This is a genomic window from Fructobacillus tropaeoli, from assembly GCF_001047135.2.
Taxonomy (GTDB): domain Bacteria; phylum Bacillota; class Bacilli; order Lactobacillales; family Lactobacillaceae; genus Fructobacillus; species Fructobacillus tropaeoli.
The window spans coordinates 256,132-279,242 of the sequence record NZ_DF968078.1 but is presented as its reverse complement, the minus strand read 5'-3'; the positions used below and the strand labels follow the sequence as shown (position 1 = coordinate 279,242).

Below are 23,111 nucleotides of genomic sequence, written 5' to 3'. Positions count from 1 at the left end.
GAATGGATGCGAATTAATATCTTAGCTGGGGGTCCGACTGAATTTTGGCCTGACGATATTTTTGAGCAAGAAGGACAGTGGTTGGGTGCTGACCGCGGTGCCTGGTACCTGATGCAGGCCGGGATGGACTTTCAAACGGTGGTGGGTGATTTTGACTCTTTGACAAAAGAGGAGTTTGAGAAAGTTATCAGCCATTTGGAAGCCAACCATGTCTATCGTTTTCCACCCGAAAAAGACTTTACTGATACGCAACTAGCCATTAAGGCCGCTGCTAGTCTTGGAGCCGATGAAATCAGGGTTTATGGGGCCACCGGTGGCCGTCTGGATCATCTTTTGGCTAATTTAACTTTTCCAGCAATGGAGGGTTTTACCGAATTGGCACAAGAAATCGATTTGCCAGATTTAGTAGAACGAGTGGCACTGGTCGATAAGCAGAATGTTGTTTCCTATTTGTTGCCCGGGCAAAAGGTGGTGAAGCACATTGATGGCATGAAATATCTCGGTTTTATGCCATTGGGTCTAGTTGATAATTTGAAAATTATCGATGCGAAGTATACCTTGACACAGCCAGAAAGTAAGGCTATAATGTGGTCATCAAATGAATTTATTAATGAATTGGTCCACTTGTCTTTTGACAGTGGAATCATGATTGTTACTCAGAGTAAAGATGGAGGTAAGTAAATGGCTGTAACAGCAATTACTGACGCAAATTTCGAAAAAGAAACCGCTACTGGCGTTGCCATTACGGACTTTTGGGCAACTTGGTGTGGACCTTGCAAGATGCAATCACCTGTTTTAGATGCTTTGTCTGATGAAGATGCTACTAAGAATATCAACTTTTATAAGGTTGATGTTGATGAAAACAAGGAAACAGCTGCCAACTTTGGCATCCGTGCAATTCCAACTTTGGTCGTGACAAAGGATGGTCAGGCTGTAGAACGAATTACTGGTTTCCATAACAAAGAGCAATTAGCTCAAATTTTGCAAAAGTACGCATAATTTCAAATTTAATTGGGGTGTCGGCAGTGATTGTGCTGACACCCCTTTTTTAGTGCTTGCGCTACTAATGAATAAGATGATTGAAAATTAGTCTTGTTGATTGCCAGCGTAAATCAGGTAAAAAGGCAAAGCTGACGATTTGCTTTGCCTTTAGTGCTGGAATTGGTTATACTGGATTAGGAAAAACTTTAGTATAAGTAATTTTCTGGATAAACAGTGGTAAAAGACTCGTATAGAGCGAATTGCCTTTGAATTTGAGGTGGAACCGATGGTTAAATCGATTTCTGCTCTTGCTAAAGGTCTTTTATTCTGGTAAAATATTGTATTGTTGATAAGAAGAGCATGAACAATACCTCGGCTCGGATAGGAGGGTCAGACATGGCAAAAGATGCAATTACTGGTGCACGCACCCGTTTTGGTAATCAACGTTCACACGCCTTGAATTCAAGTCGTCGTAGCTGGAAGCCAAACTTGCAAAAGGTTACTGTTAAGATTAACGGTTCCGCACCTAAGAAAGTTTACTTAACGGCACGTACTTTGAAGGCCGGATTGAAGAACGGCTCAATCGAACGTGTTTAAAAACCACCACTTGACGGTGGTTTTTTTATTATCAGTTGGTGATGATGGCTTGTGGTCATCAAGGAGCTGATTTTGACCATCAATCGATGTCATGGCAAAAGACATGAAAGCCGCTAGTTGGCAAATTAGAACCTTTTCTTAGAACATGGTAAAATAGGATTATCGTAAACAGAAAGGAATGTGGGGCTTTTGTCCCACAACAACGTGATGGCAATTAAGATTCAAACTCAAAATGGCGAGATCAAAATTGAAAACGACGTAATCGCGTCGGTTGTTGGTGGGGCCACAATTGCCAACCCTGGTGTGGTTGGGATGGCTTCACGGGCTGCTTTGCGTGATGGTGTTAACCAAATTTTGAATCGGGAAAATTATGGCCGAGGCGTTGTTGTTTCACAAACGGACGCTGGTGTTATTGTGGATGTTTATATCGTTGTGCGTTACGGCATGAAGTTAGCAGAGATTTCCACATCGGTTCAACGCAAGGTCAAGTATTATTTGGATAGTTATTTGGGAATTCATGTACCCGAAGTTAACGTGATTGTCCAAGGAATTGAAACCAAGGATTAAAAAGAAGATGACTGCAGAAAAAATAATGACTATCACTGCTGCCGATTATGGCAAGATGGTCAATGCCGCCGCGGCCAAGTTGACTGCGAATGCGGAGAACATTAACAAGTTAAACGTTTTCCCTGTTCCTGATGGGGATACGGGGACCAATATGGCCATGTCAATGGCTTCAGGTGCGCAATATGAGCGTGATGCCCAGGAAGAAACGGTTGGGGCCTTAGCGAAGGCGACGGCAAAGGGCCTTTTGATGGGAGCTCGTGGGAACTCTGGTGTGATTTTGTCGCAAATCTTCCGTGGCATGGCTGATTCTTTGGCCGACAAGGATAACCTTTCAGCTCGAGATTTGGCCGATGCCTTGATGATGGCAGCTCAAGTTGCTTATAAATCAGTAATGAAGCCAACAGAAGGAACTATCTTAACGGTGATTCGCGAATCCGCTGCGGCTGCTGATGAAGCGGCTAACGCTGGTGCTGATTTGCTAACGATGATGGATCAAGTAGCTCATGCTGCTCAGGTGGCATTGGATAAGACACCAGACCTTTTGCCTGTTTTGAAAGAAGTTGGTGTGGTCGATTCTGGTGGCCAGGGTCTTGTTTTGGTTTTGTCAGCCTTTGCCGAAGTGATTTCGGGTACGGTTTCAGAAGAAAGCCTGCAAACGCCTGATAACGCGGAACTTGACCAGATGGTTTCAAAGTTGCATGCGGGTGCCCAAGCAAATGAATCATTACGGCCGGAAAACATTAAGTACGGTTACTGTACAGAAGTCATGGTCGAAATTGGTAAGGGGACAACTGTTGAAAAGCCATTTGACTACCAAACCTTTTACGATTACATTGCCGACAAGGGTGATTCGCTCTTGGTTATCAATGACGAAGATGTTGTCAAGGTTCACGTTCACACGGAAGATCCCGGGGCAATCATTCATTGGGGTGGTGAATTTGGTTCATTGGTTAAGGTCAAGGTTGACAACATGCGTGACCAACAGCAGGCCGTCATTGACGAACAAGAAAAAGAAGATCAAAAGAACCAGCAAACGGCACAAGAACAAAAGCCGGCACCTGATGTAGCGGTCTTTGCAGTAGCAGCTGGTGATGGTGTTGCACAACTATTTGATTCTTTGGGTGTTTACCAGGTGATTACTGGTGGCCAAACGATGAACCCCTCAACGGCTGATTTTGTCGAAGCCATTGAGAAGTCACAAGCAAAAGCGGCAATTATTTTGCCAAACAACTCAAATATCTTCTTGGCTGCTGACCAGGCAAAAGACTTGGTTGATGTCCCAGTTGAAGTGGTGAAGTCGCGAACGATTCAACAAGGTCTAACGGCAATGCTGGGTTACAATCCGGCTGCTTCGGTAACGGATAACCAAGAAGCCATGACTGAACAGTTGGCAACAGTTGTTTCTGGTCAGATTACTCATTCGGTTCGTGATACAACTCTGAATGGCCAAACCATTAAAAAGGGTGATTGGCTTGGAATGGTTGATGGCGAAATCGTTGTGGTTGGCCAAAAGTTATTGGAAACAGCCAAGGATACTTTAGCAAAGATGTTAGATGATGATAGTGAAATTGTCACGATCATTACTGGTAAGGATGCTAAGAAGAAAGATATCAAAGCTTTGACGGAAGCGGTTGCTGAGCTTGATGAGGACTTAGAATGTGAAGTTCATGACGGTGGTCAGGACCTTTACCCATTCTTGTTGTCTGTTGAATAAAATTAATCAACATAATAAAAACGCCGACCACAGAAATTGGTCGGCATTTTTTGATTAATTTTTAGTGGCCAATGGCGGCGATGGCGGCGTAGATGACGGAACCGGCCATGACAACAACCATGAAGATTGACATAATCCAAGTCCAAACCTGGAATTTACTCTTCTTTTTCTTTTCAACCTTTGGGATTGGTCGTTTATCTAATTGACGGATGACTTCTTCTTGAAGCTCGGTATCAACGTTTGTATTTTTTTGAACGGGTGTTTGACTTACTTTTTTCTTAGCTTTTTTTCTGGCCATGATTGGTAGCAACATTCTCCTGAGTAATTTAAATTTATCATAACATATGCAGGGGTGAAATTGAAATTCTCAACTGACCTTGGTAAAGTTGACGAAGAGGTGAATGCTTATGACGTGGTTTTATTGGCCTGCCATTTGGTTAGCCATTTTCTTTTTAATTATTTTGTGGCGACTTTTTTATCGCTCTTTTCCAAAAATTGGGGTCCTGGACCTTGCTGTTATTCCGACATTTGTTTTCGCACATTTAACCTGGGGTGCAGCCTTTTATCGGTCTGATTTGTTAGCTGTTTTAGTTGTTTGGCTATTGATTGGGGCAATTTGGAGTTCGATAGCTTTGTGGCATCGCCAACGACTTGCTTTCTTCTGCCATCGTTATTGGCAGGCGACTGGCATTATTGGCATTATTTTGCTACTTGTCTTGTGTGTTCTGGCTGTGATTTTGAAAAGATAGGGGAAATTCCCCACTTAGCTTAAATCCTGATTTTTTAGGGTTTAAGCTTTTTTTATTACTAGCGGTTTAAAAAAATTACAAGAAGAGTGGAGGAATGTGGGGGAATGTGGTAAATTATTGTTAAGTTATCTTTAAGAAAGGAGGGTGTGCCGATGTTCATGGGGGAATCTTCACATAATTTAGATCCCAAGGGCCGGCTCACCATTCCGGTTAAGTTTAGAAATCAATTGGGTGAATCCTTTGTGGTTGTCCGATGGATGGAACATGCTTTACGGGCCATGCCGATGTCGGTTTGGCAAAACTTAGAGGAACAGTTAAATACTTTGCCGCTCGGGAAAAAAGAAGCCCGGGCCTTTAAGCGTTTTGTTTTAGCCGGTGCTAAAGAAGCAGAGTTTGATAAGCAGGGGCGCATCATTGTTGATGGCAACCTGAAGGACTATGCCCAGATTGACAAAGAAGTGGTCGTGACGGGTGCCGGCGATTCCTTTGAAATTTGGTCTAAGGAAAATTGGCAGGCCTATACAGAGGATACTGCTGAAAACTTTGATGAAATTGCTGAGGGATTAGTCGACTTTGATTTTTAAAGTCGTCTATTCAACGCGAATAGACTGATGGATGAGAAAAGTGTTAAACAGGGGGACAATAAAATGGCATTTGAACACGTAACGGTCCTCCAAAAAGAGGCGGTTGCATTGCTGGCGGTCAAGCCAGACGGCATTTACGTCGATGCGACTTTGGGGGGCGGGGGCCACACTGGCGAAATTCTTAAGGAATTGACCACTGGGACCCTTTATTCCTTTGACCAAGATCAGACCGCTATCTTACATAATCAAAAGCAGTACGAGCAAGAAATTGCTGCTGGTAAATTAGTTTTGGTCTTCCAGAACTTCCGCACATTGAAGCAAAGCCTAAATGACCTTGGTGTTTACCAAGTTGATGGTGTTTTGTATGATTTGGGCGTGTCATCCGTTCAGTTTGATCAAGGCGATCGAGGATTTTCTTATAACCACGATGCGCCATTGGATATGCGCATGGATCGTCGCCAGGACTTAACGGCAAAGGTCATTGTCAATGACTGGCCATTTTCTGATTTGGTCCGAGTGTTGACTCGTTATGGAGAAGACCGCTTTGGTAAGGCTATCGCTCGTAAGATTGAACAGGCGCGGGCAGTCAAGCCAATTGAAACCACCTTTGACCTGGTTGAAATCATTAAAGAAGCAATTCCAGCACCAGCTAGGCGCCATGGGGGTCATCCGGCAAAGCGGACCTTCCAGGCTCTGAGAGTGGCCGTTAACGACGAATTAGGAGCTTTAGAGGATTCACTAACGCAAGCTTTAGACCTTTTGGCTGTTCAAGGACGGATTTCAGCAATTTCATTCCAGTCCCAAGAAGATCGCTTGATTAAGCAGATGTTTCGTGAAAAGGCAGCCACACCTGATTTACCACGTGGCTTGCCACTCTTGCCTGAACAAATGCAAGCAGATTATGAATTATTAACACGTAAGGCGATTAAGCCAAGTGAAGAAGAGCAAGCAGAAAATCATCGGTCTGCTTCGGCACAATTAAGAGGCATTGTCCGGTTGAAGCGGGAAGATTCTTAACGCTTTCAGCAGGTAATGTGATGATTTTTGTTTGAAAAAGATACTAGTAAAGGAGTTCAAAAATGGCACAAAACGCTTATCGTTACCAAGATTTGGCGACTGCTTTACCTGAGCAGCCTACCACACCGTCTGCCAAGAAAGTTCGGACCAAAAAGCGCTACCAGGCAGCTGTCTGGACGAAACGCGAGCGTGGCTTGGTTATTTTTATGGCCGCTATTGTATTACTGTTGATGATGGGAACCGTGGCAACAACTGTGACCATGCAACGAGTTGATGCTCAAAATGAACAGATCTCCCAGAAGGTGACCAATGTGAAAGAGGAAAATGACTCTTATCGTGGTGACATTCAATCAAAAACGAATCGTGACAACTTGGAAAAGGTTGCCCAATCAGCTAATATGGAACAGAGTACTAACAACGTTCGGAATGTAAACCAGTAAGCAGATGAAGCAGAAGAAAAGACGACAACTCGGGAAAAAAATAACACGGAACGGTAAGCGTTTCGGTGCCCTCCTCTTTGTGGGGGCTTTCTTTGTTATTTTAATCATGGGTGGTCGTCTTTTTCAGATTGCTGGTTTTAAGGTAGTCAACAACCATAACTTAACCGCTGCCACTCGACTAACCTTTATGCAAAAGGAAACAGTGCCGGCTACTCGTGGGCAAATTTTGGATTCGGATGGTCAAGTTCTTGCGGACAACTCAACGGTTTATGATATGTATGCCGTTTTGGATAAAAAGCAAGTAACGAAGACAGGCAAGCCTGACTACGTGGTTGATAAGAAGGATGCCGCGCAGAAACTGAGTGGCATTCTTGGTATCAGCTATGATGACTTATATGCTCAGTTGACCTCTAACAAGCTTCAGGTCGAATTTGGTCCGAAGGCAAAAAACTTAAGTGTCGATACTTACAATAAGATTAAGGCCTTAAATTTGACGGGCATTAAGTTTAATTCCCAGCCATCCCGTTATTATCCGAATAACCGGATGGCCTCACATATTATTGGTCTAACAAATTCAACGCAGAACTCTGCCGGTCAGCGAACACTTGGCGGTATTTTAGGCATTGAAGCCTTTAAAAACAGTACCTTACGTGGTAAGGATGGTATTCAGACTTCTCTTGGAAATCAGAATGAGACTTCTAAAAAGAATCAGGTTGAAAATGGCAATAACGTGACCTTAACGTTGAATGAAAAGTTGCAAGCAACGCTTGAAAACCGGATGGATGTCCTTTTCGCTGGTACAAAAGCAAAATCAGCAGTCGCCGTTTTGATGGAAGCGAAAACAGGTAAGATTGTGGCTGCTACGCAACGGCCAAATTTTGATCCAAATACACAAGACGGACTTTCATCCGCTTGGGAAAACCTGATTAATCAAGGTTCCTTTGAGCCAGGTTCAACCATGAAGACCATTACATTGGCAGCCGCTATTCAAGAAGGCAAGTGGCATCCAAATGCTACTTACCAATCTGGAACTTACGATATTAACGGCCAGAAGGTTGTCGATGCTTTTGGTAACGGTGAGGGTATTCTAACTTATCGCCAGGCCTATGAGCGATCATCAAACGTTGGTTTTGCTCACCTTGAACAAGCTCTTGGTGCAAGTACCTGGGAATCTTATATCAACAAGTTCCGTTTCCTAAAGAAGACCGGAATGGATTTACCCAACGAAGAATCCGGATCGATGTCCTTTGAACAGCCAATTGATCAGGCCAACACTGCATATGGCCAGGCTATTCGGGTAACCCCTGCTCAGCTACTTCAAGCATATACGGCCATTGCCAACGGGGGTAAGGAAATCAAACCTTACCTGGTTGACCGAGTGACAAATCCGGAGACGGGGAAAGTTGTTTACCAGGGCAAGACCACTCAGGTCGCCAATCCAATTTCGGCCAGTACAGCTAAGCAAGTTTTGTCTTTGATGGCTGGAGTTGTGAACGCCGATGATGGAACGGCTAAACAATATAGTTTAGCTGATGTTGGCTACCAGGTCGCTGCTAAGACTGGAACTGCGCAGATTTCCGAGAATGGAAAGTACCTGGATGGGTTAACAAATGATATTCATTCGGTGATGGCAATTGTGCCGGAGCAAAATCCAAAGTATATTATGTATATAGCAGTTCGCCAGCCGCAGGTTTTCCCAGACGCCAATATTCAAATTACATTGAATAATGTCTTTCGACCAGTGATACTTCAGGCCCTAAACGATGGGGATGATAGTGTTAAGTCGAAGACCAATCAGGTGACAGTGCCAGACGTGAAGGGCTTATCGATTAGTCAAGCGGAGCAGACACTGCAAAATGCAGGGCTGTCTGTAACAACTTTGGGCTCAAGTGGCACCATTTCGGCGCAATCAATCAAGGGCAATCAGGATGCTATTAAGGGGCAACGCGTCTTCTTGACAGCAAGTGGTTCAGTCACTGTTCCTGATTTTAGTTCTTGGACCAAAAACGATGTTTTGACTTGGGGCTACTTAGCAAAGGTCAAGATGTCCTTAACTGGGTCTGGTTATGGCGAAAAGCAAAGCGTGACGGCCGGCACAGCGGTAACCGGTCAAAGTAAAATTAGCGTCAACTTTAAGGAGAGAACGTAATGTCAGTTGTACTAGAATTCCTCTTAGGAATGGCTATCACAGCACTTTTGATGCCGATGGTGATCAAAAAATTGAAGCAAAGTAAGGAACAGGCCGTGATTCGGGTCTTGGGTCCAGATCACCAGCAAAAAGCCGGTACGCCCTCATTGGGAGGGGCCGTTTTCGTCTTGGTGGCAATCGTCGTTGCTTTTTGTTTGCCAAGAACTTATGAAAATTCAACCGCCTTCACAACGGTTTTGACCCTTTCAGTAGCGATTGGTTCATTTGCCTTGATTGGTGCAGTCGATGATGTTTTGAAGCTACTGAAACATGCCGATGATGGCTTTGCTTTTAAGCCAAAATTAGCAGCACAAACGCTATCGGCCGTTGTCTTAATGTTTTTGCTTTGGGCCTTAAAGGTGCCAGCCATCATTAATTTGCCGGTTGTTGGTGTCGTTTATCTGGGCTATTTCTATGTCATCTTTATCTGGTTCTGGTTAGTTGGTTGGTCAAACGCTACTAACCTGACTGATGGCCTCGACGGTCTTCTGGGTGGGTTAGCCGTGATTGCCTATGGTGCCTACGCCGTCATGGCCTATTGGGCCGCCAACTGGGCGATGGTTTCCTTTAACCTGGTGTTGATTGGTGCCTTAGCCGGCTTCTTGATTTTCAATTTACCAAAGGCCAAGATTTTTATGGGCGATACGGGTTCTCTTGCTTTGGGAGCTGGTCTGGCAGTTGAATCCATTTTGTTGCACGCCGTCATTTCACTGTTAATTATTGGACTAGTCTTTGTGATTGAAACTTTGTCCGTCATTATTCAGACATTTTCTTATCACTTCTTCCATAAACGAGTTTTCCCAATGGCACCGATTCACCATTCTTTTGAAAAGTTTGGTTGGTCAGAGTGGCAGATTGACATCGCCTTTTGGTCAGTTGGGTTGGTCCTAGCCATTTTGGCCGTTTTCATCTTTTATTAGAAACTTAAAAGTGGTTGGCTATGTCAACCACTGTACATAAAAAATCAGCACTGTGTGTGTCAGAAAAAGGAGTAGGGTATGGCAGAGTTAGATTTTAAAAATAAAAAGGTATTAGTGTTAGGTTGGGCTAAATCAGGGAAGGCTGCTGCCAAACGACTGGTTGAACTTGGCGCACAGGTCACGGTTGCTAATCGCGACCAAATTGAGGAAGATGCTGATGTCAAAGCCTTGAAGGCTGCTGGCGTTTCTTTTGCTGAAAACGACCAAGCAGAATCTTTGGCAGAGGATACTGATTTTGTCGTTAAAAATCCGGGTATTCATTACGAACAACCATTGTTGGAAAAGGCGGAGCGGTTGAAGATTCCAATTCTGACGGAAGTAGCCGTTGCCTTGTCGACTTTCACTGGCCGTTTGATTGTTGTTACTGGTTCAAATGGGAAGACGACAACGACAACACTTTTGGGGAAGATGTTGCAAGCGGATCCAAAGCAGGGGAAGGTCGTTGTCGCTGGTAATATTGGAACGCCGGTTTGTCAAGTTGTGGGTGCGATGACGAAGGATGATACGCTGGTCTTAGAATTGTCTTCTTTCCAACTAGTTGGGATTCCAATGATTCAGCCTGATATTGCCGTGATTACCAATGTCTTTGCCAATCATATGGACTTTCATCACACGCGAACGGCCTACTTAGCGGCTAAGATTCATGTCACAGAAGACCAACGCCCTGATCAAGTGCTGATTTTAAATGGCCAGGGACTAGATACACCATTAATTGAAAGTAAGACTGCTGCCCAGGTATTGCTCTTTGATGATCAAGACCAAGCAGCCTATGCCCACCAAAGTGGCGATGACTTGGTTTTTGCAGGACAAACACTAATGCCTTTCAAAGACGTTAAGCTTGTTGGTCAACCTAACTTGGAAAATGTTTTGGCGGCAACGGCGGCGGCAACGGTTGCAGGTGCCGACCCAGCAGGCATCATTGATGTCTTGAAAACCTTTTCGGGTGTGAAGCACCGGTTGGAATTTTTGTTTAAAAACCAGGATGTCCTATATTATAACGATTCAAAGGCAACTGATATTGAAGCAACGCAAGCGGCCTTGTCGGCCTTTAACCAACCAGTTGTTTGGTTGGCTGGTGGCTTAGACCGTGGAGATGACTTATCTCGCTTGGCCTCAGATTTAAAGCATGTTCGTCAGGTGATTGCCTTTGGTGAAACGCACGATAAGGTCAAGGCTTTGGCTGAATCCTTGAATTTACCGGTTACGGTTGTGAAATCAGTTGAAGAAGCGGCACCATTGGCTGTCCAAATGGCAAAACCTGGAGAGGTCGTTCTTTTTTCACCAGCAGCCGCTTCTTGGGATCAATATCCTAATTTTGAGATTCGTGGGGATGCCTACGAACAAGCCTTAAAAAATAGTTTGCAGATTGGGTAAGGAGAGCAAAAATGAAAGTAGTGTTATCAGGTGGTGGAACGGGTGGCCATATTTATCCGGCCTTAGCTTTGGCCAAAATCATAGAGGAAAAGGAACCGGAAGCAGAATTTTTGTATATTGGTTCTTTCCGTGGAGTTGAGAAGCAAATCGTGCCGAAGACGAACTTGCCCTTTATGCAATTGGATGTCCAAGGTTTTTCACGTTCGCTCTCGTTAACCAACTTTAAGACGATTTATTTATTTTTGAAGGCAACTGCTGCTGCCAAGAAAATTTTAAAAAATTTTCAGCCCGACGTCGTTGTCGGAACTGGTGGTTATGTTTCTGGCGCTGTTTTGTATGCCGCACAACAAATGGGCATCCCAACGGTTATTCATGAGCAAAATTCAGTTGCTGGTGTGACCAATAAGTTTTTGGCTAAAAATGCAACAAAAATTGGCTTGGGCTTTGAAGCAGCCAAGGACCAGTTCCCAGCCGATAAGACGGAAGTGATTGGTAATCCAAGAGCCCAGGAAGTAGCGAACCTCCAGTCTGATTTTTCATGGACGAGCTATGGGTTAGAAGATGACAAAAAGACGTTGTTGATTTTTGGTGGGTCACAAGGTGCACCGGCCATTAACCTGGCAACTCTTGATGCTATTTCAACATTCAATGACCGTCCTTACCAGGTTGTTTTGGTGGCAGGACCAAAGCGAATCGATAACTTTAACCGCTTGTTACAAGAACGTGGTCTAACACTTGGCGACCATATTAAGGTCTTGCCTTATATTGATAACATGCCGGCTGTGATGAAAAAGGCAGATGTTTTGGTATCCCGAGCAGGGGCAACATCAATTGCTGAATTAACGGCCCTTGGTCTGCCAGCCATTTTGGTGCCATCACCATTTGTGACGGGTGACCACCAAACTAAAAACGCGAGTGCCTTGGTGGAAGCGGGTGCTGCTTTGTCGATTAAGGAACCTGATTTTAATGGCGAATCCTTGGTGAAGGCCGCGGATGCTTTGCTATTAAATGACCAACAGGCAGAAGCCATGAAGGCTCAATCGGCAGCAGTTGGAATCACCGATGCCGGCGATCGGTTCTACCGCTTGATCAAATCAGTCATCAAAGACTAGGAGTAATTGCCTTGCAAAGAATTAAAATGACAATGCGGATGCATCCCAAATGGACCAGTGCCGTCGTGGCCCTGGCTTTTTTGGCAACAATCGCAACCATTTTAGTGATTTGGCAACCGTGGGTGAAAATTACGACTGTTAATGTTGATGCGGGGAATATTCCATCTGAGACAATTGAAAAAGAAGTGGGGATTAAGCCGGGCGATTACCGTTACCAAGTTTTCTTTCAAGAAACTTTTTTAGAACAAAAGCTAAAAAGAAGTAACGATAAAATTTCGCAGGTGAAAATTTCATTAACGAAGAGTACTGTTTCAATTGAAGCAGGTGAGAAAATCAATGCTGGTTTTCTAAAGAAGGGTGACCAATGGTACCAACTTGATTCGGCCGGAAATCAGAGCAAAATCAACCAAGTCGATGGCCAGGGACCTGTTTATACTGGTTTTTCCTCTGTGACACGAATTAAAAAGGTTGCTAGGGCAGTTTCTTCTTTGGACAAACCAATACGTCAGGATATCGGTGAGATTAAATTTGCACCAGACACGAACAATAGCGATAAACTAGTATTGTCAATGAACGATGGTAATACAGTTTATGCCAGCCAGAATACATTGGCCGATAAAATGCGCTATTATGCTGGGATTGTGGCGCAAATGTCTTCGACTGGGGTTGTTGATTTACAGTATGGATCATACTCATATCCGTATAACGGTTCATAACGGAAAAACTTGCTCATAAATTGGCTCTAAGCCCTACCAGACTAAGGTAGAATATGATAAGATTATTTTTAGGTTTAGTTTCTAAATTTTTATTAAAAAAGGGGAAATTTGCATGACCCAAGATGGCGTGATAGTTGGATTAGATATCGGGACAACCATGGTCAAAGTGGTCGTTGCCCAAAGCGAAAATGGTCGCTTCAACGTCATTGCTACGGGCAGTGCCCCTGGTGCTGGTTTACGCCGTGGCGTGATTGTTGACATCAACCAAACGGCTGAGGCCATTTCACAAGCAGTCTCACAGGCTGCCGCAAAGGCAAATATTGAGATTAACGAGGTGGTTGTTGGTTTACCAGCTAACCATGTGGATATCCAAACGGTGACCGGCCTTGTTTCGATTGAAAATCAAAATAAACAAATTACAAACCAAGATGTTGTCAATGTGACACACCAGGCCCTCGATTCGCTTTCAGTTCAAGACCAAACGGTTGTTGAATTCTTACCGAACGAATTTATTGTTGATGGTTTTGATGGTATTAAGGACCCAACCGATATGATTGGTGTTCGCTTAGAGGTCCAAGGGTTAGCTTATTTGGCACCAAGTAAAGTCGTTGATACGATGAAAACCGCTGTCAAGAAGGCTGGCCTACAAATGCAGTCGCTGGTGTTAGCGCCAATTGCTTTGGCACCAGCTTTTCTAAATGATGCTGAACAGGACTTTGGTGCTATTCTAATTGACTTAGCCGGTGGTCAGTCAACTGCTTCTGTCGTCCATGATCACAAGGTAAAGTATATGACCGTGGACTACGAGGGTGGTATCCAGGTGACTAAGGACATCTCGACTGTTCTTGGTATTAGTGTGGATGAGGCTGAATCTGTTAAGAAAAAGTACGGGTCAGCCGACCCTTACCAGGCATCGGCTAAGCAGCAATTTTATGTGAATGCCGTAGGCTTAACAGAGAAAAAGGCGGTTGACGAGCAGTATTTGTCTGAAATTATGGCAGCGCGCTACGACCAAATTTTTGATCGTTTAGACCAGCAATTACAAGCCATTGGTGCTGAAGAACTACCTGGTGGTTTTCTCATTACTGGCGGAAACGCAGCAACACCTGGGGTCCTTGCTAAGGCTCAAGAACATTTTGGTTCGAATGTTCAGGTTGCACAGCCAACACAAATTGGCTTGCGCCATCCTAGCTTTGCCCGCGCGCTTGCCTATGCCTCTCATCAGGCTTTCCAAAGTAACTTAGCCTTGGAAATCAAGGCGGTGCTGATGGGACAGCAGGTTGAAGAAGCAGCAAAGGACCAAGCTAGTCATTATCACTTGGTTGACGATGGTGAGACCGATGTAATTGAAGCACAAGGCGAGGAAGGGGTTTACCTCGATCCAGCTGAAAAGAAACCAGGAGTATTTTCACGAGTAAAGTCGACGCTCGCCTCCTTGTTTGCAGAACCAGACGACAACGAATAAAACATTCCCAAAGGAGTAACTTTCATGGATTTTACAATCGACGAAACGCAGGATCAAGCCGGCGCTATCATCAAGGTCATTGGTGTTGGTGGTGGTGGATCTAATGCGGTCAACCATATGATTGACGAAGGCATCCAAGGGGTTGACTTTATTGTTGCCAATACTGATGTCCAGGCCTTAGATAAATCAAAGGCTCGTCAAAAGGTTCAAATTGGACCTAAATTAACAGGTGGACTTGGTGCCGGCTCAAACCCTGAGCGTGGTGCTAAGGCAGCTGAAGAATCTGAAGAAGAAATTAAATCAGCCTTAGAGGGCGCCGATATGGTTGTTGTGACAGCCGGAATGGGTGGTGGAACCGGAAATGGTGCTGCTCCAATCGTCGCTAAGGCAGCTAAAGAAATGGGGGCCTTGACGGTCGCTGTTGTTACTCGTCCTTTCTCATGGGAAGGGCCAAAGCGGTCAAAGTATGCGGTTGAAGGGTTACAAGCCTTGTCCGAATCCGTTGATTCTTTGATTGTGATCACGAACGAAAAGCTGAAGGACCGTATCGACTTGAAGACACCACTGTCTGAAGCCTTTAAGATTGTCGATGACGTCGTTGCTCAGGGCGTTCGTGGTATTTCAGAATTGATTACCAATCCTGGTTTCATTAACTTGGATTTTGCCGATGTGAAAACAGTTATGCAAAATGCCGGTCCAGCTTTGATGGGTGTTGGGGTTGCCAACGGTGAATCACGTGCAAGTGATGCAACCAAGGCAGCCATTTCCTCACCATTGCTTGAAGTGGATATGTCTGGTGCTGAAGATGTCTTGTTGAACATCACTGGTGGTCCTGATTTGTCACTGTATGAAGCGCAGACTGCTGCTGATGTGATTAACCAAGAGGCTGGCCGCGATGTGAACGTGATCTTCGGAACCTCTGTGGACGAAGATTTGGGCGATTCAATTCGAATCACGGTGATTGCTACCGGCTTACAGGCTGGCGGTGTTCAACCTCTAAAGCGTTCCGTTCAACAAGAAAAGCCAGCAAACGAGTCAGCTCAAAATGGTCTTTTTGCTCGAACTGGTCAAGACCAGTCTTTAAATCAGAACGTGCCTGGTAAGGATGATCCTTTTGAGAATTGGGATATCACGACTAGCAAAAGGCCAAGTAACCAAACTGGTCAATTCGATGGTGTTCAAAAGAAAGCTTTTGATCCCGTTGAGCCAGTTAACCAAAGTATTGATTTAGACTTGTCAAACGAAGATGATGATAAGCCACCTTTCTTCAAGAAACGATAAGGAGGATTGAGCGATGGCATTTGATGGGATTAAGCGTCTTTTTTCGGGCGATGATGATTACTATGAAGAAGAGGGCTACGAAGAGGCTCCTGAGCAACAACCTGTTCAAAAGCAAAAGCCTGCAGCAAACAAGCAGATGACTGCTTTTAAAAATCAGGGTCAAGCTGGAGCTGCTGGGGTAGCGCAAGGTCGTATTGCTCTTTTTGAACCAAAGGTTTACGCTGATTCACGAGCAATCGCCAGTCAAGTGATTGAAGGTGACGCTGTGATTGTTAACTTTTCCCAGTTGGAAGAGGAACAAGCGATGCGAATCTTAGACTATATCGGCGGAGCTGTCTATGCTGTTTCGGGTTCGATGGAACGAGTTGGTGAGAAAATTTTCTTGTTGACACCATCAACATATGAAGTAGCAGGCTCCATGAGTGAAAACCTTGATAATCAAGGTCGGTATTAATATTTATGTTTGGACTACTACTAGTCACGATTATTGCGTGGCTGCTTAAGATTTATTCTTATGCACTGATTGCCTATGTTTTGATGTCATGGTTTCCTGGTGCTTATAACACCTGGTTTGGCCGTGAATTAGGCAAGATTGTGACCCCTTATTTGTCCTGGTTCTCTTTTATCAAGCCAATTGGTATCTTAGATCTACGACCATTAATCGCCTTTATCGTCTTGGATTTGGCGCAATACGCCTTGGCATGGTTCTTTTAAATGAGTAATCAACAGGCCATTGCCCAGCACTTTCACGAAAGTGAGGGCGATTTTGTGAAGCAAGCCCTCGACTGGGTAAATCAGGCAGAAATCGACTATCGATTGGTTTTAACTAAGTTTTTAAACCCACGCCAGCGCTATATTGTGCAAACGCTAGTGAACCAGCGTTCAGGCCTAAAAATGGTGGAAGACGGCATTTTTGACCAAGCTGAATCGAAACGGGTTGTGATCGCACCTGATTTTTATGAGATTAAGGAAAGTGATTTTCAACTGGTCTTGTTAGAATTGTCCTTTCCGGTCAAGTTCGTCAGTTTGCGTCACAAGGACATCTTAGGTGCATTGGTGCATACGGGGCTTGACCGGTCAGGCTTTGGCGATATTGTTGTTAAGGAAGATGAGGGACTGGTTCAATTAGCGGTTGATCAGCCATTAGTCGAATTTATTCGTCAAGAGATTGGTCGCATTGGCAAGGTTAGGACTGACTGGCAAGAAATTAGCTTCGACCGTGCTTTTCAAAAGGAAGAAGATGGAAAAGACCAATTCTTGTTGGTCAACTCATTGCGCCTTGATGTGGTTGTAGCAGCGGCATTCAACCTTGCGCGTGCAAAGGCACAAGATTTAGTTACCAGTGGCTCTGTGCAAGTTAATTGGACTGTTAGTGACCAGGTAGACCGGCAAATTTCTCTAAAAGATGTGATTTCAGTGAGAAAATATGGAAGAATTTGCTTAGAAAGCTTGTCAGGGCAGAGCAAAAAGGATAAAATCAAAGCAGTTTTTAATATTATTCATCGATGAGATGAATTCGGGAGGCAGAGATATAAGATGGCATTAACACCAGATGAGATTTTAAACCATGAATTCACCCGAAAGGGCTCACGGGCATATGTGGCGCGCGAAGTTGATTCTTTCTTGGATGAAGTCAATAATGATTATCGTACTTTATTGGCTGATTTTGAGAAATTACAACAACAAAACCGTCAGCAACAAAACCGTATTGATGAGCTTGAGGGTGAACGTGATCAAGTGAATGAATCAATCATGTTTGCCCAAAGCGCTGCCTCACGTTTGCGCTCTGAGACGGAATCTGAAGTAAAGTCACAATTGACCCACGCCCAAGATGAAGCTAAGCAAATTGTTGATGATGCCCGTCAAAAAGCTGAAGCTGAATCCGCCCGTTTGGCTCAAGAAAATGTTGATTTGATTGACGAGCAAAATCGCTTGCGCCAGCGAGTTGATAGTTTCCGCCAATCATTCTTGTCATTGATTGACCAACAAAAGGCTTTGCTTGAGCAGGGGCAATTGTCACAGGCAGTTAATAAGTTGCCTGCTTCTGAATTGTCGGAAAAGGTTTTGGGTGAAACGAACCATTGGTTGAAGCCTGCTTCGGAAGCATCAGTACCGGCACCAACGGATGCTGCTAGTCAAGATGGTACTGAAGAAAAGCCGTTGCCAACCGATATTAAAGAAGTTCCAAGTTTTGCTAAGGGCCCAATCGAACCTAGTGAAGGGGAAGAAAAGCCTGCTGAAAGTGAAACGGTTGAGGTTGAAGCGGAAGTTGCAGATCCAACGGTGGTCGTTTTCCCTGAAAATGGACAACCAAAGTAAAAATGATTGATTAACGGTGTAAGCCAGTTTAAAAAAGTTGATAGTGTTAGCGAGCCATGTCCGGTGTAAGATGGTCATTCCCTCAGCTTTTTTACATCCCTTACCCTTCATCAAACTGAACTAAGAGTAAGTTTGACGGCTTGGCCCGTTATCGCCAGTTAGAGCGTTGACCATTGGTCAGCGGAAGATAGGTGGTACCACGTAAAAAACGTCCTGTTGTCCCAAATTTTGGGGCACAGGACGTTTTTTTGTTTATTGAAAGGAGTCTCTTATGAAGTATAAAGACACATTGAATTTAGGAAAAACAGCATTTCCGATGCGAGGCTCTTTGCCAACAACGGAGCCAGAACGGCAACAAGGTTGGTACGATGACAACCTCTATGAACAACGACTGGCGCAAAACGAGCAAAAGCCACACTTTAACTTGCACGATGGCCCTCCCTATGCCAATGGAAACATTCATTTGGGTCACGCTTTGAACAAGATTACCAAGGATATTATTGTCCGTTACAAGAACATGAATGGCTATTATGCACCTTATGTTCCTGGATGGGATACGCACGGTTTGCCAATTGAACAACAGCTAACAAAGGCTGGTCACGACCGGAAGTCAATGCCAAAGAGCGAATGGCGTAACTTGGCCAAGGATTTTGCCCTGGAACAAGTTGATAAGCAACGCAATGACTTTAAGCGTTTGGGGATTATGGCCGATTGGGATCACCCATACATTACTTTGCAACCTGAATTCGAAGCTGCACAATTGCGTGTCTTTGGTACGATGGCCAAGAAGGGTTACATCTTCCAGGGTGCTAAGCCAGTTTACTGGTCATGGTCATCTGAATCAGCTTTGGCGGAAGCCGAAATTGAATACCATGACATCAAGTCAACTTCATTGTTCTATGCCAACCGTGTCAAGGATGGCAAGGGTATTTTGGATGGTGATACTTACTTGGTCGTTTGGACCACGACGCCATTTACGGTTACCGCTTCACGTGGAATTACCTTAGGTCCTGATTTTGACTATGTTTTGGTGAAGCCAGCTGGTCAAGATAAGAAGTATGTTGTGGCTAAGGAATTGCTGGAAACGGTTGCGCCAAAGTTTGGTTGGGAAAATTACGAAGTCTTGGATTCATATAAGGGCCAAGACTTGGATAAGATTACGGCTTACCATCCATGGGATGCCGATGCCGAAGAAGTGGTTATGAATGCGGACCACGTTACTTTGGATTCCGGAACTGGTTTGGTCCACACGGCTCCTGGCTTTGGTGAAGACGATTACAACGTTTCAAAGCAATATGGCTTAGAGGTTGTTGTGACCGTTGATGAAAAAGGAAATATGACCAAGAATGCGGGTCCTGATTTTGAAGGTCGGTTCTATGATGATGTTACCGGAACGGTTATCACGAAGTTGACGGATGCCGGGTTGTTCTTGGCGAAGGAAAAGATTACCCACTCATACCCATTTGACTGGCGAACAAAGAAGCCAATTATTTGGCGAGCTGTGCCACAATGGTTTGCTTCAATTGACAACTTCCGTCAGGACATTTTGGATCAAATTGATGGGGTTAACTTCTTTCCAGCATGGGGTCAAAAGCGCTTGCACAACATGATTGCCGGTCGTGGCGATTGGGTTATTTCGCGTCAACGTGTTTGGGGCGTGCCATTGCCAATCTTCTATGCAGAAGATGGAACAGCCATTTTGGATGCTGACATTATTGAACATGTTGCCCAATTGGTTGAAAAGCACGGTTCAAACGTTTGGTTTGAACGTGAAGCCAAGGACCTCTTGCCAGAAGGTTATACAAACGAGCATTCACCAAACGGCCAATTCAAGAAGGAAGAGGACATCATGGATGTTTGGTTCGATTCCGGTTCTTCTTGGAATGGGGTGATGCGTCAACGCCCTCAATTGGATTACCCTGCTGATTTGTATTTGGAAGGTTCTGACCAGTACCGTGGTTGGTTTAACTCTTCATTGATTACTTCTGTGGCAGTAACGGGCCAGGCACCTTACAAGAACTTGCTATCACAAGGCTTTACTTTGGATGGTAAGGGTAACAAGATGTCCAAGTCATTGGGAAACACGATTTCACCATTGGATGTTGGTAACAAGTTTGGTGTTGAAATTTTGCGTTTGTGGACTATCTCAGTTGATACGTCCCAAGATATGCCAGTTTCAGATGAAATTTTGAAGCAAGTTGCTGATTCTTACCGCAAAATCCGTAATACCATGCGTTTCTTGTTGGCCAACACATCTGACTTTGATTACGATACTGATAAGGTTGCCTTCGCAGACCGTGCCGCTCATGACCAATATGCAACGGTCTTGTTGAACAACTTGGTCGCTGATTTGAAGGATAGTTATGACAACTATCGTCTCAATGAAATCTATTCACGTTTGATTAACTTTATTAACGTGGACTTGTCTGCTTTCTATTTGGATGTTGCCAAGGACGTTGTTTATGTCGAAGCACCTGATTCTGCTTTGCGTCGTTCAATGCAATCAGTCTTCTACGAAATTTTGACGGCCTTAACGAAGTTGATGCTGCCAGTTTTGCCACACACGGCTGAAGAAATCTGGTCATATATTCCACATACCAACACGAAGTACGCTTACTTGCAAGACATGCCAACTGTAGAGGACTTGCCAGAAACTGCTGACATGATGGTTAAGTGGGAAACGGTCTTTGCATTGCGTTCAGCAGCCAACAAGGCAATCGAAGCCGCTCGAACGGATGGCTTGGTCGGTAAGAACGCCGAAGCAGCCATGACGTTGTACTTGACGGCTGATCAGAAGAGCGTTTTGTCTGAGTTGAACTTAGACTTGCGTTTGATTTTGATGGTCTCACAATTGGACTTGAAGGATCGCGAAGACGCAACAGATGCTGTGCCAAGCTTTGATGACGTTCCTGTTTTAGTTGAAAAGGCCCGCGGTGGTTTGTCACCGCGTGACCGTCGCTATCACGAAGACTTGGGAGCCGATGAGGCCTTCCCAGAATTGTCAAAGGCTGAAGCTGCATTGGTTCGCAAGTATTATCCAGCTGCTTTAGCAGAAGGCTTTGAAGCTTAAAAATCAGTTATCTTGTTTTAAAAAACGATGTCAAGTAAAAACACTTGACATCGTTTTTGATATTTGGCATAATAGACAAGTAAAGAAATACGGAGGAATTACATTATGGCAGTTAAAATTCGCTTGAAGCGGATGGGTGCTAAGAAGCGTCCATTCTACCGCGTTGTTATCGCTGACTCACGTTCACCACGTGATGGTCGTTTTATCGAAACAGTGGGAACTTATAACCCAATCGCTGTTCCAGCAGAAGTAAAGTTGGACGAAGCTAAGATTTTGGCTTGGTTGGCAAATGGTGCACAACCATCTGACACAGCTCGTAACTTGTTGTCAAAGGCTGGCATCATGGCTAAGTATGCTGAACAAAAGGCTGCTGCAGCTTCTGAAAAGCCTGCCAAGGCAAAGAAGTCAGCTGCTGCTAAGCCAGCAGTTAAGGAAGAAGCAGCTGCTTCTTCTGAAAAGCCAACGGCTAAGAACAAGGTTGCCGAAATCAAGGCATACTTGGACGCCCAAGGTATTGACTACCCAGCATCAGCTAAGAAGGCTGACTTGTTGGAATTGGTTTAAGACAAACTGGTTTATAAAGTGGAAACTACCAAAGTTCATTTGGTAGTTTTTTTCTTTTTGAACAAGCTAAGATAAGCTATAATAGAGAGTATGGAAACAAAAAATTACTTTAAAATTGGAACGATTGTCAATACACATGGCATTCGTGGTGAGTTGAAAATCAAAGCCATTACGGACTTTGCTGATGACCGCTTTCAAAAGGGGCAAGCGATTTACCGTTTGGACAAGGGGCAATACGTCAAGGAAACGATTGCAAAGGCTCGTGTTCATAAGGGCATGTGGCTGGTCACTTTTGATGGTGTTGATAATATTAACCAGGTTGAAATCTTTAAGGGTCAGGATGTCTTCGTTGATGAAGAAGATCGCGATGACCTTGATGATGGGGAATATTACTACAACGAAATCATTGGCTGCACCGTTGTCGACTTAGACGGGCAGACTTTGGGCGAAATCAAAGAAATTATGACAACTGGTGCCAACGACGTTTGGATTATGAAGCGTCCCAAGGGCAAAGATGGCTTAATTCCAGTCATCGATGATGTCGTAAAAGAGGTCAATGTGGCTGATAAGGTGATTACCATTGATGTCTTGGAAGGGCTATTTGACGATGAAGATTGATGTTTTAAGCCTTTTTCCAGACATGTTTGCACCAATGCGTCAGTCAATTATCGGTAAAGCGATTGATCGTGGTGACCTTGACTTTGCCGTGACTGATTTTCGTGACTACACAACCAACAAGCATAACAATGTTGATGACTATCCCTTCGGTGGTGGGGCTGGCATGTTGCTCACGCCCCAACCGATTTTTGATGCCTTAGAGGCTGTCAAGGAAAATAGCCCTGAAAAAAGTGCGGGGCATGTCATCTTGTTAGATCCGGCTGGTAAGAAGTTTGACCACACGGACGCAAAACGATTGGCAAACTATGACCATCTGACTTTTATTGCCGGTCATTATGAGGGCTATGATGAGCGGATTAAGACCTTAGTAGACGAAGAACTTTCACTGGGTGATTATGTTTTAACTGGTGGAGAGCTGGCCTCGATGGTTATGATTGATGCAACGGTTCGCTTTTTGCCTCATGTTTTGGGCAATGCTGAATCGGCAGAAGGTGATTCCTTTGCTGATGGCTTGCTGGAATACCCACAATACACGCGACCAGCAGACTTTCGTGGCCTAACCGTGCCAGAAGTCTTAACTTCTGGAAACCACGGTAAAATCGCTGAATGGCGGTTAAAAGAAGCGTTAAAAAAGACGTACTTGCGTCGACCTGATTTATTAGAAAATCGGGTATTTACAAATGAAGAACGCGACCTATTGGATGATATTAAGAGTGAATTAGCAGACGATTAATTTGTACTAGTAAACATCGGTAGATCGAAGAGAGAATAAAGG

At 44.3% G+C, this 23,111-nt stretch carries 26 protein-coding genes; 24 read left to right on the top strand and 2 right to left on the bottom strand.

The annotated features are described in order from the left end of the window. Positions 1-6: 6 nt before the first annotated feature. The 3 genes from AOQ32_RS01320 (at position 7) to rpmB (ending at position 1,578) form a co-directional block, all read left to right on the top strand. Positions 7-681, top strand: coding sequence for a thiamine diphosphokinase (locus AOQ32_RS01320; protein ID WP_059393236.1), 675 nt, complete (start codon positions 7-9; stop codon positions 679-681). Then, positions 682-999 carry a thioredoxin gene (gene trxA / locus AOQ32_RS01315; protein WP_047974340.1) on the top strand — a complete coding sequence of 106 codons (318 nt, stop codon included), beginning with the start codon at positions 682-684 and terminating at the stop codon, positions 997-999. It begins immediately after the preceding gene. Between the two features lie 378 nt (positions 1,000-1,377). Further along, on the top strand, positions 1,378-1,578 hold the full coding sequence (gene rpmB, locus AOQ32_RS01310; protein ID WP_047974341.1) for a 50S ribosomal protein L28: 201 nt from the start codon (positions 1,378-1,380) through the stop codon (positions 1,576-1,578). Here the strand turns inward: rpmB and AOQ32_RS09035 are convergent. Next, entirely contained in the window at positions 1,561-1,683 is a 123-nt protein-coding gene (locus AOQ32_RS09035) for a hypothetical protein (protein WP_275403534.1), read from the bottom strand. The genes rpmB and AOQ32_RS09035 overlap by 18 nt on opposite strands. A 102-nt stretch (positions 1,684-1,785) precedes the next feature. On the opposite strand from AOQ32_RS09035, the gene AOQ32_RS01305 reads away from it, so the two are divergent. Next, on the top strand, positions 1,786-2,145 hold the full coding sequence (locus AOQ32_RS01305; protein WP_047974342.1) for an Asp23/Gls24 family envelope stress response protein: 360 nt from the start codon (positions 1,786-1,788) through the stop codon (positions 2,143-2,145). 7 nt (positions 2,146-2,152) lie between these two features. Further along, the gene (locus AOQ32_RS01300) at positions 2,153-3,859 is read left to right on the top strand and encodes a DAK2 domain-containing protein (RefSeq protein WP_059393235.1); all 1,707 of its coding nucleotides are present in this window, start codon (positions 2,153-2,155) and stop codon (positions 3,857-3,859) included. 61 nt (positions 3,860-3,920) lie between these two features. Here the strand turns inward: AOQ32_RS01300 and AOQ32_RS01295 are convergent, their stop codons facing one another. Beyond that, positions 3,921-4,157 carry a DUF4044 domain-containing protein gene (locus tag AOQ32_RS01295; protein ID WP_158531851.1) on the bottom strand — a complete coding sequence of 79 codons (237 nt, stop codon included), beginning with the start codon at positions 4,155-4,157 and terminating at the stop codon, positions 3,921-3,923. Between the two features lie 109 nt (positions 4,158-4,266). Here AOQ32_RS01295 and AOQ32_RS01290 point away from each other — a divergent pair, with 109 nt between their 5' ends. The 19 genes from AOQ32_RS01290 (at position 4,267) to trmD (ending at position 23,069) form a co-directional block, all read left to right on the top strand. Beyond that, on the top strand, positions 4,267-4,608 hold the full coding sequence (locus tag AOQ32_RS01290; protein ID WP_059393233.1) for a hypothetical protein: 342 nt from the start codon (positions 4,267-4,269) through the stop codon (positions 4,606-4,608). A 152-nt stretch (positions 4,609-4,760) separates the two neighbouring features. Next, positions 4,761-5,192, top strand: a complete 432-nt coding sequence (gene mraZ, locus AOQ32_RS01285) for a division/cell wall cluster transcriptional repressor MraZ (protein WP_059393232.1) — start codon at positions 4,761-4,763, stop codon at positions 5,190-5,192. A 63-nt stretch (positions 5,193-5,255) separates the two neighbouring features. Continuing rightward, positions 5,256-6,209: a 16S rRNA (cytosine(1402)-N(4))-methyltransferase RsmH gene (gene rsmH / locus AOQ32_RS01280; protein ID WP_059393231.1), complete on the top strand. Its 954-nt coding sequence runs from the start codon at positions 5,256-5,258 to the stop codon at positions 6,207-6,209. A 62-nt stretch (positions 6,210-6,271) separates the two neighbouring features. Next, the gene (locus AOQ32_RS01275; RefSeq protein WP_059393230.1) at positions 6,272-6,649 is read left to right on the top strand and encodes a hypothetical protein; all 378 of its coding nucleotides are present in this window, start codon (positions 6,272-6,274) and stop codon (positions 6,647-6,649) included. A gap of 4 nt (positions 6,650-6,653) precedes the next feature. Beyond that, positions 6,654-8,798: a peptidoglycan D,D-transpeptidase FtsI family protein gene (locus tag AOQ32_RS01270; protein ID WP_059393229.1), complete on the top strand. Its 2,145-nt coding sequence runs from the start codon at positions 6,654-6,656 to the stop codon at positions 8,796-8,798. Then, complete coding sequence (mraY, locus tag AOQ32_RS01265) at positions 8,798-9,757, top strand: phospho-N-acetylmuramoyl-pentapeptide-transferase (RefSeq protein WP_059393228.1); 960 nt, start codon at positions 8,798-8,800, stop codon at positions 9,755-9,757. Before AOQ32_RS01270 ends, mraY begins: the two co-directional genes overlap by 1 nt. A gap of 78 nt (positions 9,758-9,835) precedes the next feature. Beyond that, the gene (gene murD, locus AOQ32_RS01260) at positions 9,836-11,191 is read left to right on the top strand and encodes a UDP-N-acetylmuramoyl-L-alanine--D-glutamate ligase (protein WP_059393227.1); all 1,356 of its coding nucleotides are present in this window, start codon (positions 9,836-9,838) and stop codon (positions 11,189-11,191) included. 11 nt (positions 11,192-11,202) lie between these two features. Beyond that, the gene (gene murG, locus AOQ32_RS01255; RefSeq protein WP_059393226.1) at positions 11,203-12,303 is read left to right on the top strand and encodes an undecaprenyldiphospho-muramoylpentapeptide beta-N-acetylglucosaminyltransferase; all 1,101 of its coding nucleotides are present in this window, start codon (positions 11,203-11,205) and stop codon (positions 12,301-12,303) included. Positions 12,304-12,314: 11 nt separating this feature from the next. Then, positions 12,315-13,019 (top strand): cell division protein FtsQ, encoded by a 705-nt coding sequence (locus AOQ32_RS01250; RefSeq protein WP_148666513.1) that lies wholly within the window; start codon positions 12,315-12,317, stop codon positions 13,017-13,019. A 112-nt stretch (positions 13,020-13,131) separates the two neighbouring features. Then, the gene (gene ftsA / locus AOQ32_RS01245; protein WP_059393225.1) at positions 13,132-14,484 is read left to right on the top strand and encodes a cell division protein FtsA; all 1,353 of its coding nucleotides are present in this window, start codon (positions 13,132-13,134) and stop codon (positions 14,482-14,484) included. A 24-nt stretch (positions 14,485-14,508) separates the two neighbouring features. Continuing rightward, positions 14,509-15,765, top strand: coding sequence for a cell division protein FtsZ (ftsZ, locus tag AOQ32_RS01240; RefSeq protein WP_047974353.1), 1,257 nt, complete (start codon positions 14,509-14,511; stop codon positions 15,763-15,765). Positions 15,766-15,778: 13 nt separating this feature from the next. Beyond that, positions 15,779-16,219 carry a cell division protein SepF gene (locus AOQ32_RS01235; RefSeq protein WP_047974354.1) on the top strand — a complete coding sequence of 147 codons (441 nt, stop codon included), beginning with the start codon at positions 15,779-15,781 and terminating at the stop codon, positions 16,217-16,219. 5 nt (positions 16,220-16,224) lie between these two features. Next, a complete protein-coding gene (locus AOQ32_RS01230; protein WP_059393224.1) occupies positions 16,225-16,479 on the top strand; it encodes a YggT family protein in 255 nt (84 codons plus the stop codon). Continuing rightward, positions 16,480-17,274, top strand: a complete 795-nt coding sequence (locus AOQ32_RS01225; RefSeq protein ID WP_059393223.1) for a YlmH family RNA-binding protein — start codon at positions 16,480-16,482, stop codon at positions 17,272-17,274. 27 nt (positions 17,275-17,301) lie between these two features. After that, entirely contained in the window at positions 17,302-18,084 is a 783-nt protein-coding gene (locus tag AOQ32_RS01220; protein WP_059393222.1) for a DivIVA domain-containing protein, read from the top strand. Between the two features lie 271 nt (positions 18,085-18,355). Then, positions 18,356-21,154, top strand: coding sequence for an isoleucine--tRNA ligase (ileS, locus tag AOQ32_RS01215; protein WP_059393221.1), 2,799 nt, complete (start codon positions 18,356-18,358; stop codon positions 21,152-21,154). A 105-nt stretch (positions 21,155-21,259) separates the two neighbouring features. Continuing rightward, positions 21,260-21,718, top strand: a complete 459-nt coding sequence (rpsP, locus tag AOQ32_RS01210) for a 30S ribosomal protein S16 (RefSeq protein WP_059393220.1) — start codon at positions 21,260-21,262, stop codon at positions 21,716-21,718. Positions 21,719-21,808: 90 nt separating this feature from the next. Then, positions 21,809-22,336: a ribosome maturation factor RimM gene (gene rimM, locus AOQ32_RS01205; RefSeq protein ID WP_059393219.1), complete on the top strand. Its 528-nt coding sequence runs from the start codon at positions 21,809-21,811 to the stop codon at positions 22,334-22,336. Next, positions 22,326-23,069: a tRNA (guanosine(37)-N1)-methyltransferase TrmD gene (trmD, locus tag AOQ32_RS01200; protein ID WP_059393323.1), complete on the top strand. Its 744-nt coding sequence runs from the start codon at positions 22,326-22,328 to the stop codon at positions 23,067-23,069. The genes rimM and trmD overlap by 11 nt, the downstream gene beginning before the upstream one ends. Positions 23,070-23,111: the final 42 nt, after the last annotated feature.

Bases quoted from the DNA above. Each gene is read 5' to 3' on its own strand.
- AOQ32_RS01230 (WP_059393224.1), top strand. From the start codon at position 16,225: ATGTTTGGACTACTACTAGTCACGATTATTGCGTGGCTGCTTAAGATT.
- ftsZ (WP_047974353.1), top strand. From the start codon at position 14,509: ATGGATTTTACAATCGACGAAACGCAGGATCAAGCCGGCGCTATCATC.
- mraY (WP_059393228.1), top strand. From the start codon at position 8,798: ATGTCAGTTGTACTAGAATTCCTCTTAGGAATGGCTATCACAGCACTT.
- AOQ32_RS01220 (WP_059393222.1), top strand. From the start codon at position 17,302: ATGGCATTAACACCAGATGAGATTTTAAACCATGAATTCACCCGAAAG.
- AOQ32_RS01225 (WP_059393223.1), top strand. From the start codon at position 16,480: ATGAGTAATCAACAGGCCATTGCCCAGCACTTTCACGAAAGTGAGGGC.
- AOQ32_RS01235 (WP_047974354.1), top strand. From the start codon at position 15,779: ATGGCATTTGATGGGATTAAGCGTCTTTTTTCGGGCGATGATGATTAC.
- rimM (WP_059393219.1), top strand. From the start codon at position 21,809: ATGGAAACAAAAAATTACTTTAAAATTGGAACGATTGTCAATACACAT.
- murG (WP_059393226.1), top strand. From the start codon at position 11,203: ATGAAAGTAGTGTTATCAGGTGGTGGAACGGGTGGCCATATTTATCCG.
- AOQ32_RS01320 (WP_059393236.1), top strand. From the start codon at position 7: ATGCGAATTAATATCTTAGCTGGGGGTCCGACTGAATTTTGGCCTGAC.
- rsmH (WP_059393231.1), top strand. From the start codon at position 5,256: ATGGCATTTGAACACGTAACGGTCCTCCAAAAAGAGGCGGTTGCATTG.
- AOQ32_RS01275 (WP_059393230.1), top strand. From the start codon at position 6,272: ATGGCACAAAACGCTTATCGTTACCAAGATTTGGCGACTGCTTTACCT.
- AOQ32_RS01290 (WP_059393233.1), top strand. From the start codon at position 4,267: ATGACGTGGTTTTATTGGCCTGCCATTTGGTTAGCCATTTTCTTTTTA.
- AOQ32_RS01305 (WP_047974342.1), top strand. From the start codon at position 1,786: ATGGCAATTAAGATTCAAACTCAAAATGGCGAGATCAAAATTGAAAAC.
- ileS (WP_059393221.1), top strand. From the start codon at position 18,356: ATGAAGTATAAAGACACATTGAATTTAGGAAAAACAGCATTTCCGATG.
- rpmB (WP_047974341.1), top strand. From the start codon at position 1,378: ATGGCAAAAGATGCAATTACTGGTGCACGCACCCGTTTTGGTAATCAA.
- AOQ32_RS01300 (WP_059393235.1), top strand. From the start codon at position 2,153: ATGACTGCAGAAAAAATAATGACTATCACTGCTGCCGATTATGGCAAG.
- rpsP (WP_059393220.1), top strand. From the start codon at position 21,260: ATGGCAGTTAAAATTCGCTTGAAGCGGATGGGTGCTAAGAAGCGTCCA.
- AOQ32_RS01295 (WP_158531851.1), bottom strand. From the start codon at position 4,157: ATGGCCAGAAAAAAAGCTAAGAAAAAAGTAAGTCAAACACCCGTTCAA.
- trmD (WP_059393323.1), top strand. From the start codon at position 22,326: ATGAAGATTGATGTTTTAAGCCTTTTTCCAGACATGTTTGCACCAATG.
- AOQ32_RS09035 (WP_275403534.1), bottom strand. From the start codon at position 1,683: ATGTCTTTTGCCATGACATCGATTGATGGTCAAAATCAGCTCCTTGAT.
- mraZ (WP_059393232.1), top strand. From the start codon at position 4,761: ATGTTCATGGGGGAATCTTCACATAATTTAGATCCCAAGGGCCGGCTC.
- murD (WP_059393227.1), top strand. From the start codon at position 9,836: ATGGCAGAGTTAGATTTTAAAAATAAAAAGGTATTAGTGTTAGGTTGG.
- AOQ32_RS01270 (WP_059393229.1), top strand. From the start codon at position 6,654: ATGAAGCAGAAGAAAAGACGACAACTCGGGAAAAAAATAACACGGAAC.
- ftsA (WP_059393225.1), top strand. From the start codon at position 13,132: ATGACCCAAGATGGCGTGATAGTTGGATTAGATATCGGGACAACCATG.
- trxA (WP_047974340.1), top strand. From the start codon at position 682: ATGGCTGTAACAGCAATTACTGACGCAAATTTCGAAAAAGAAACCGCT.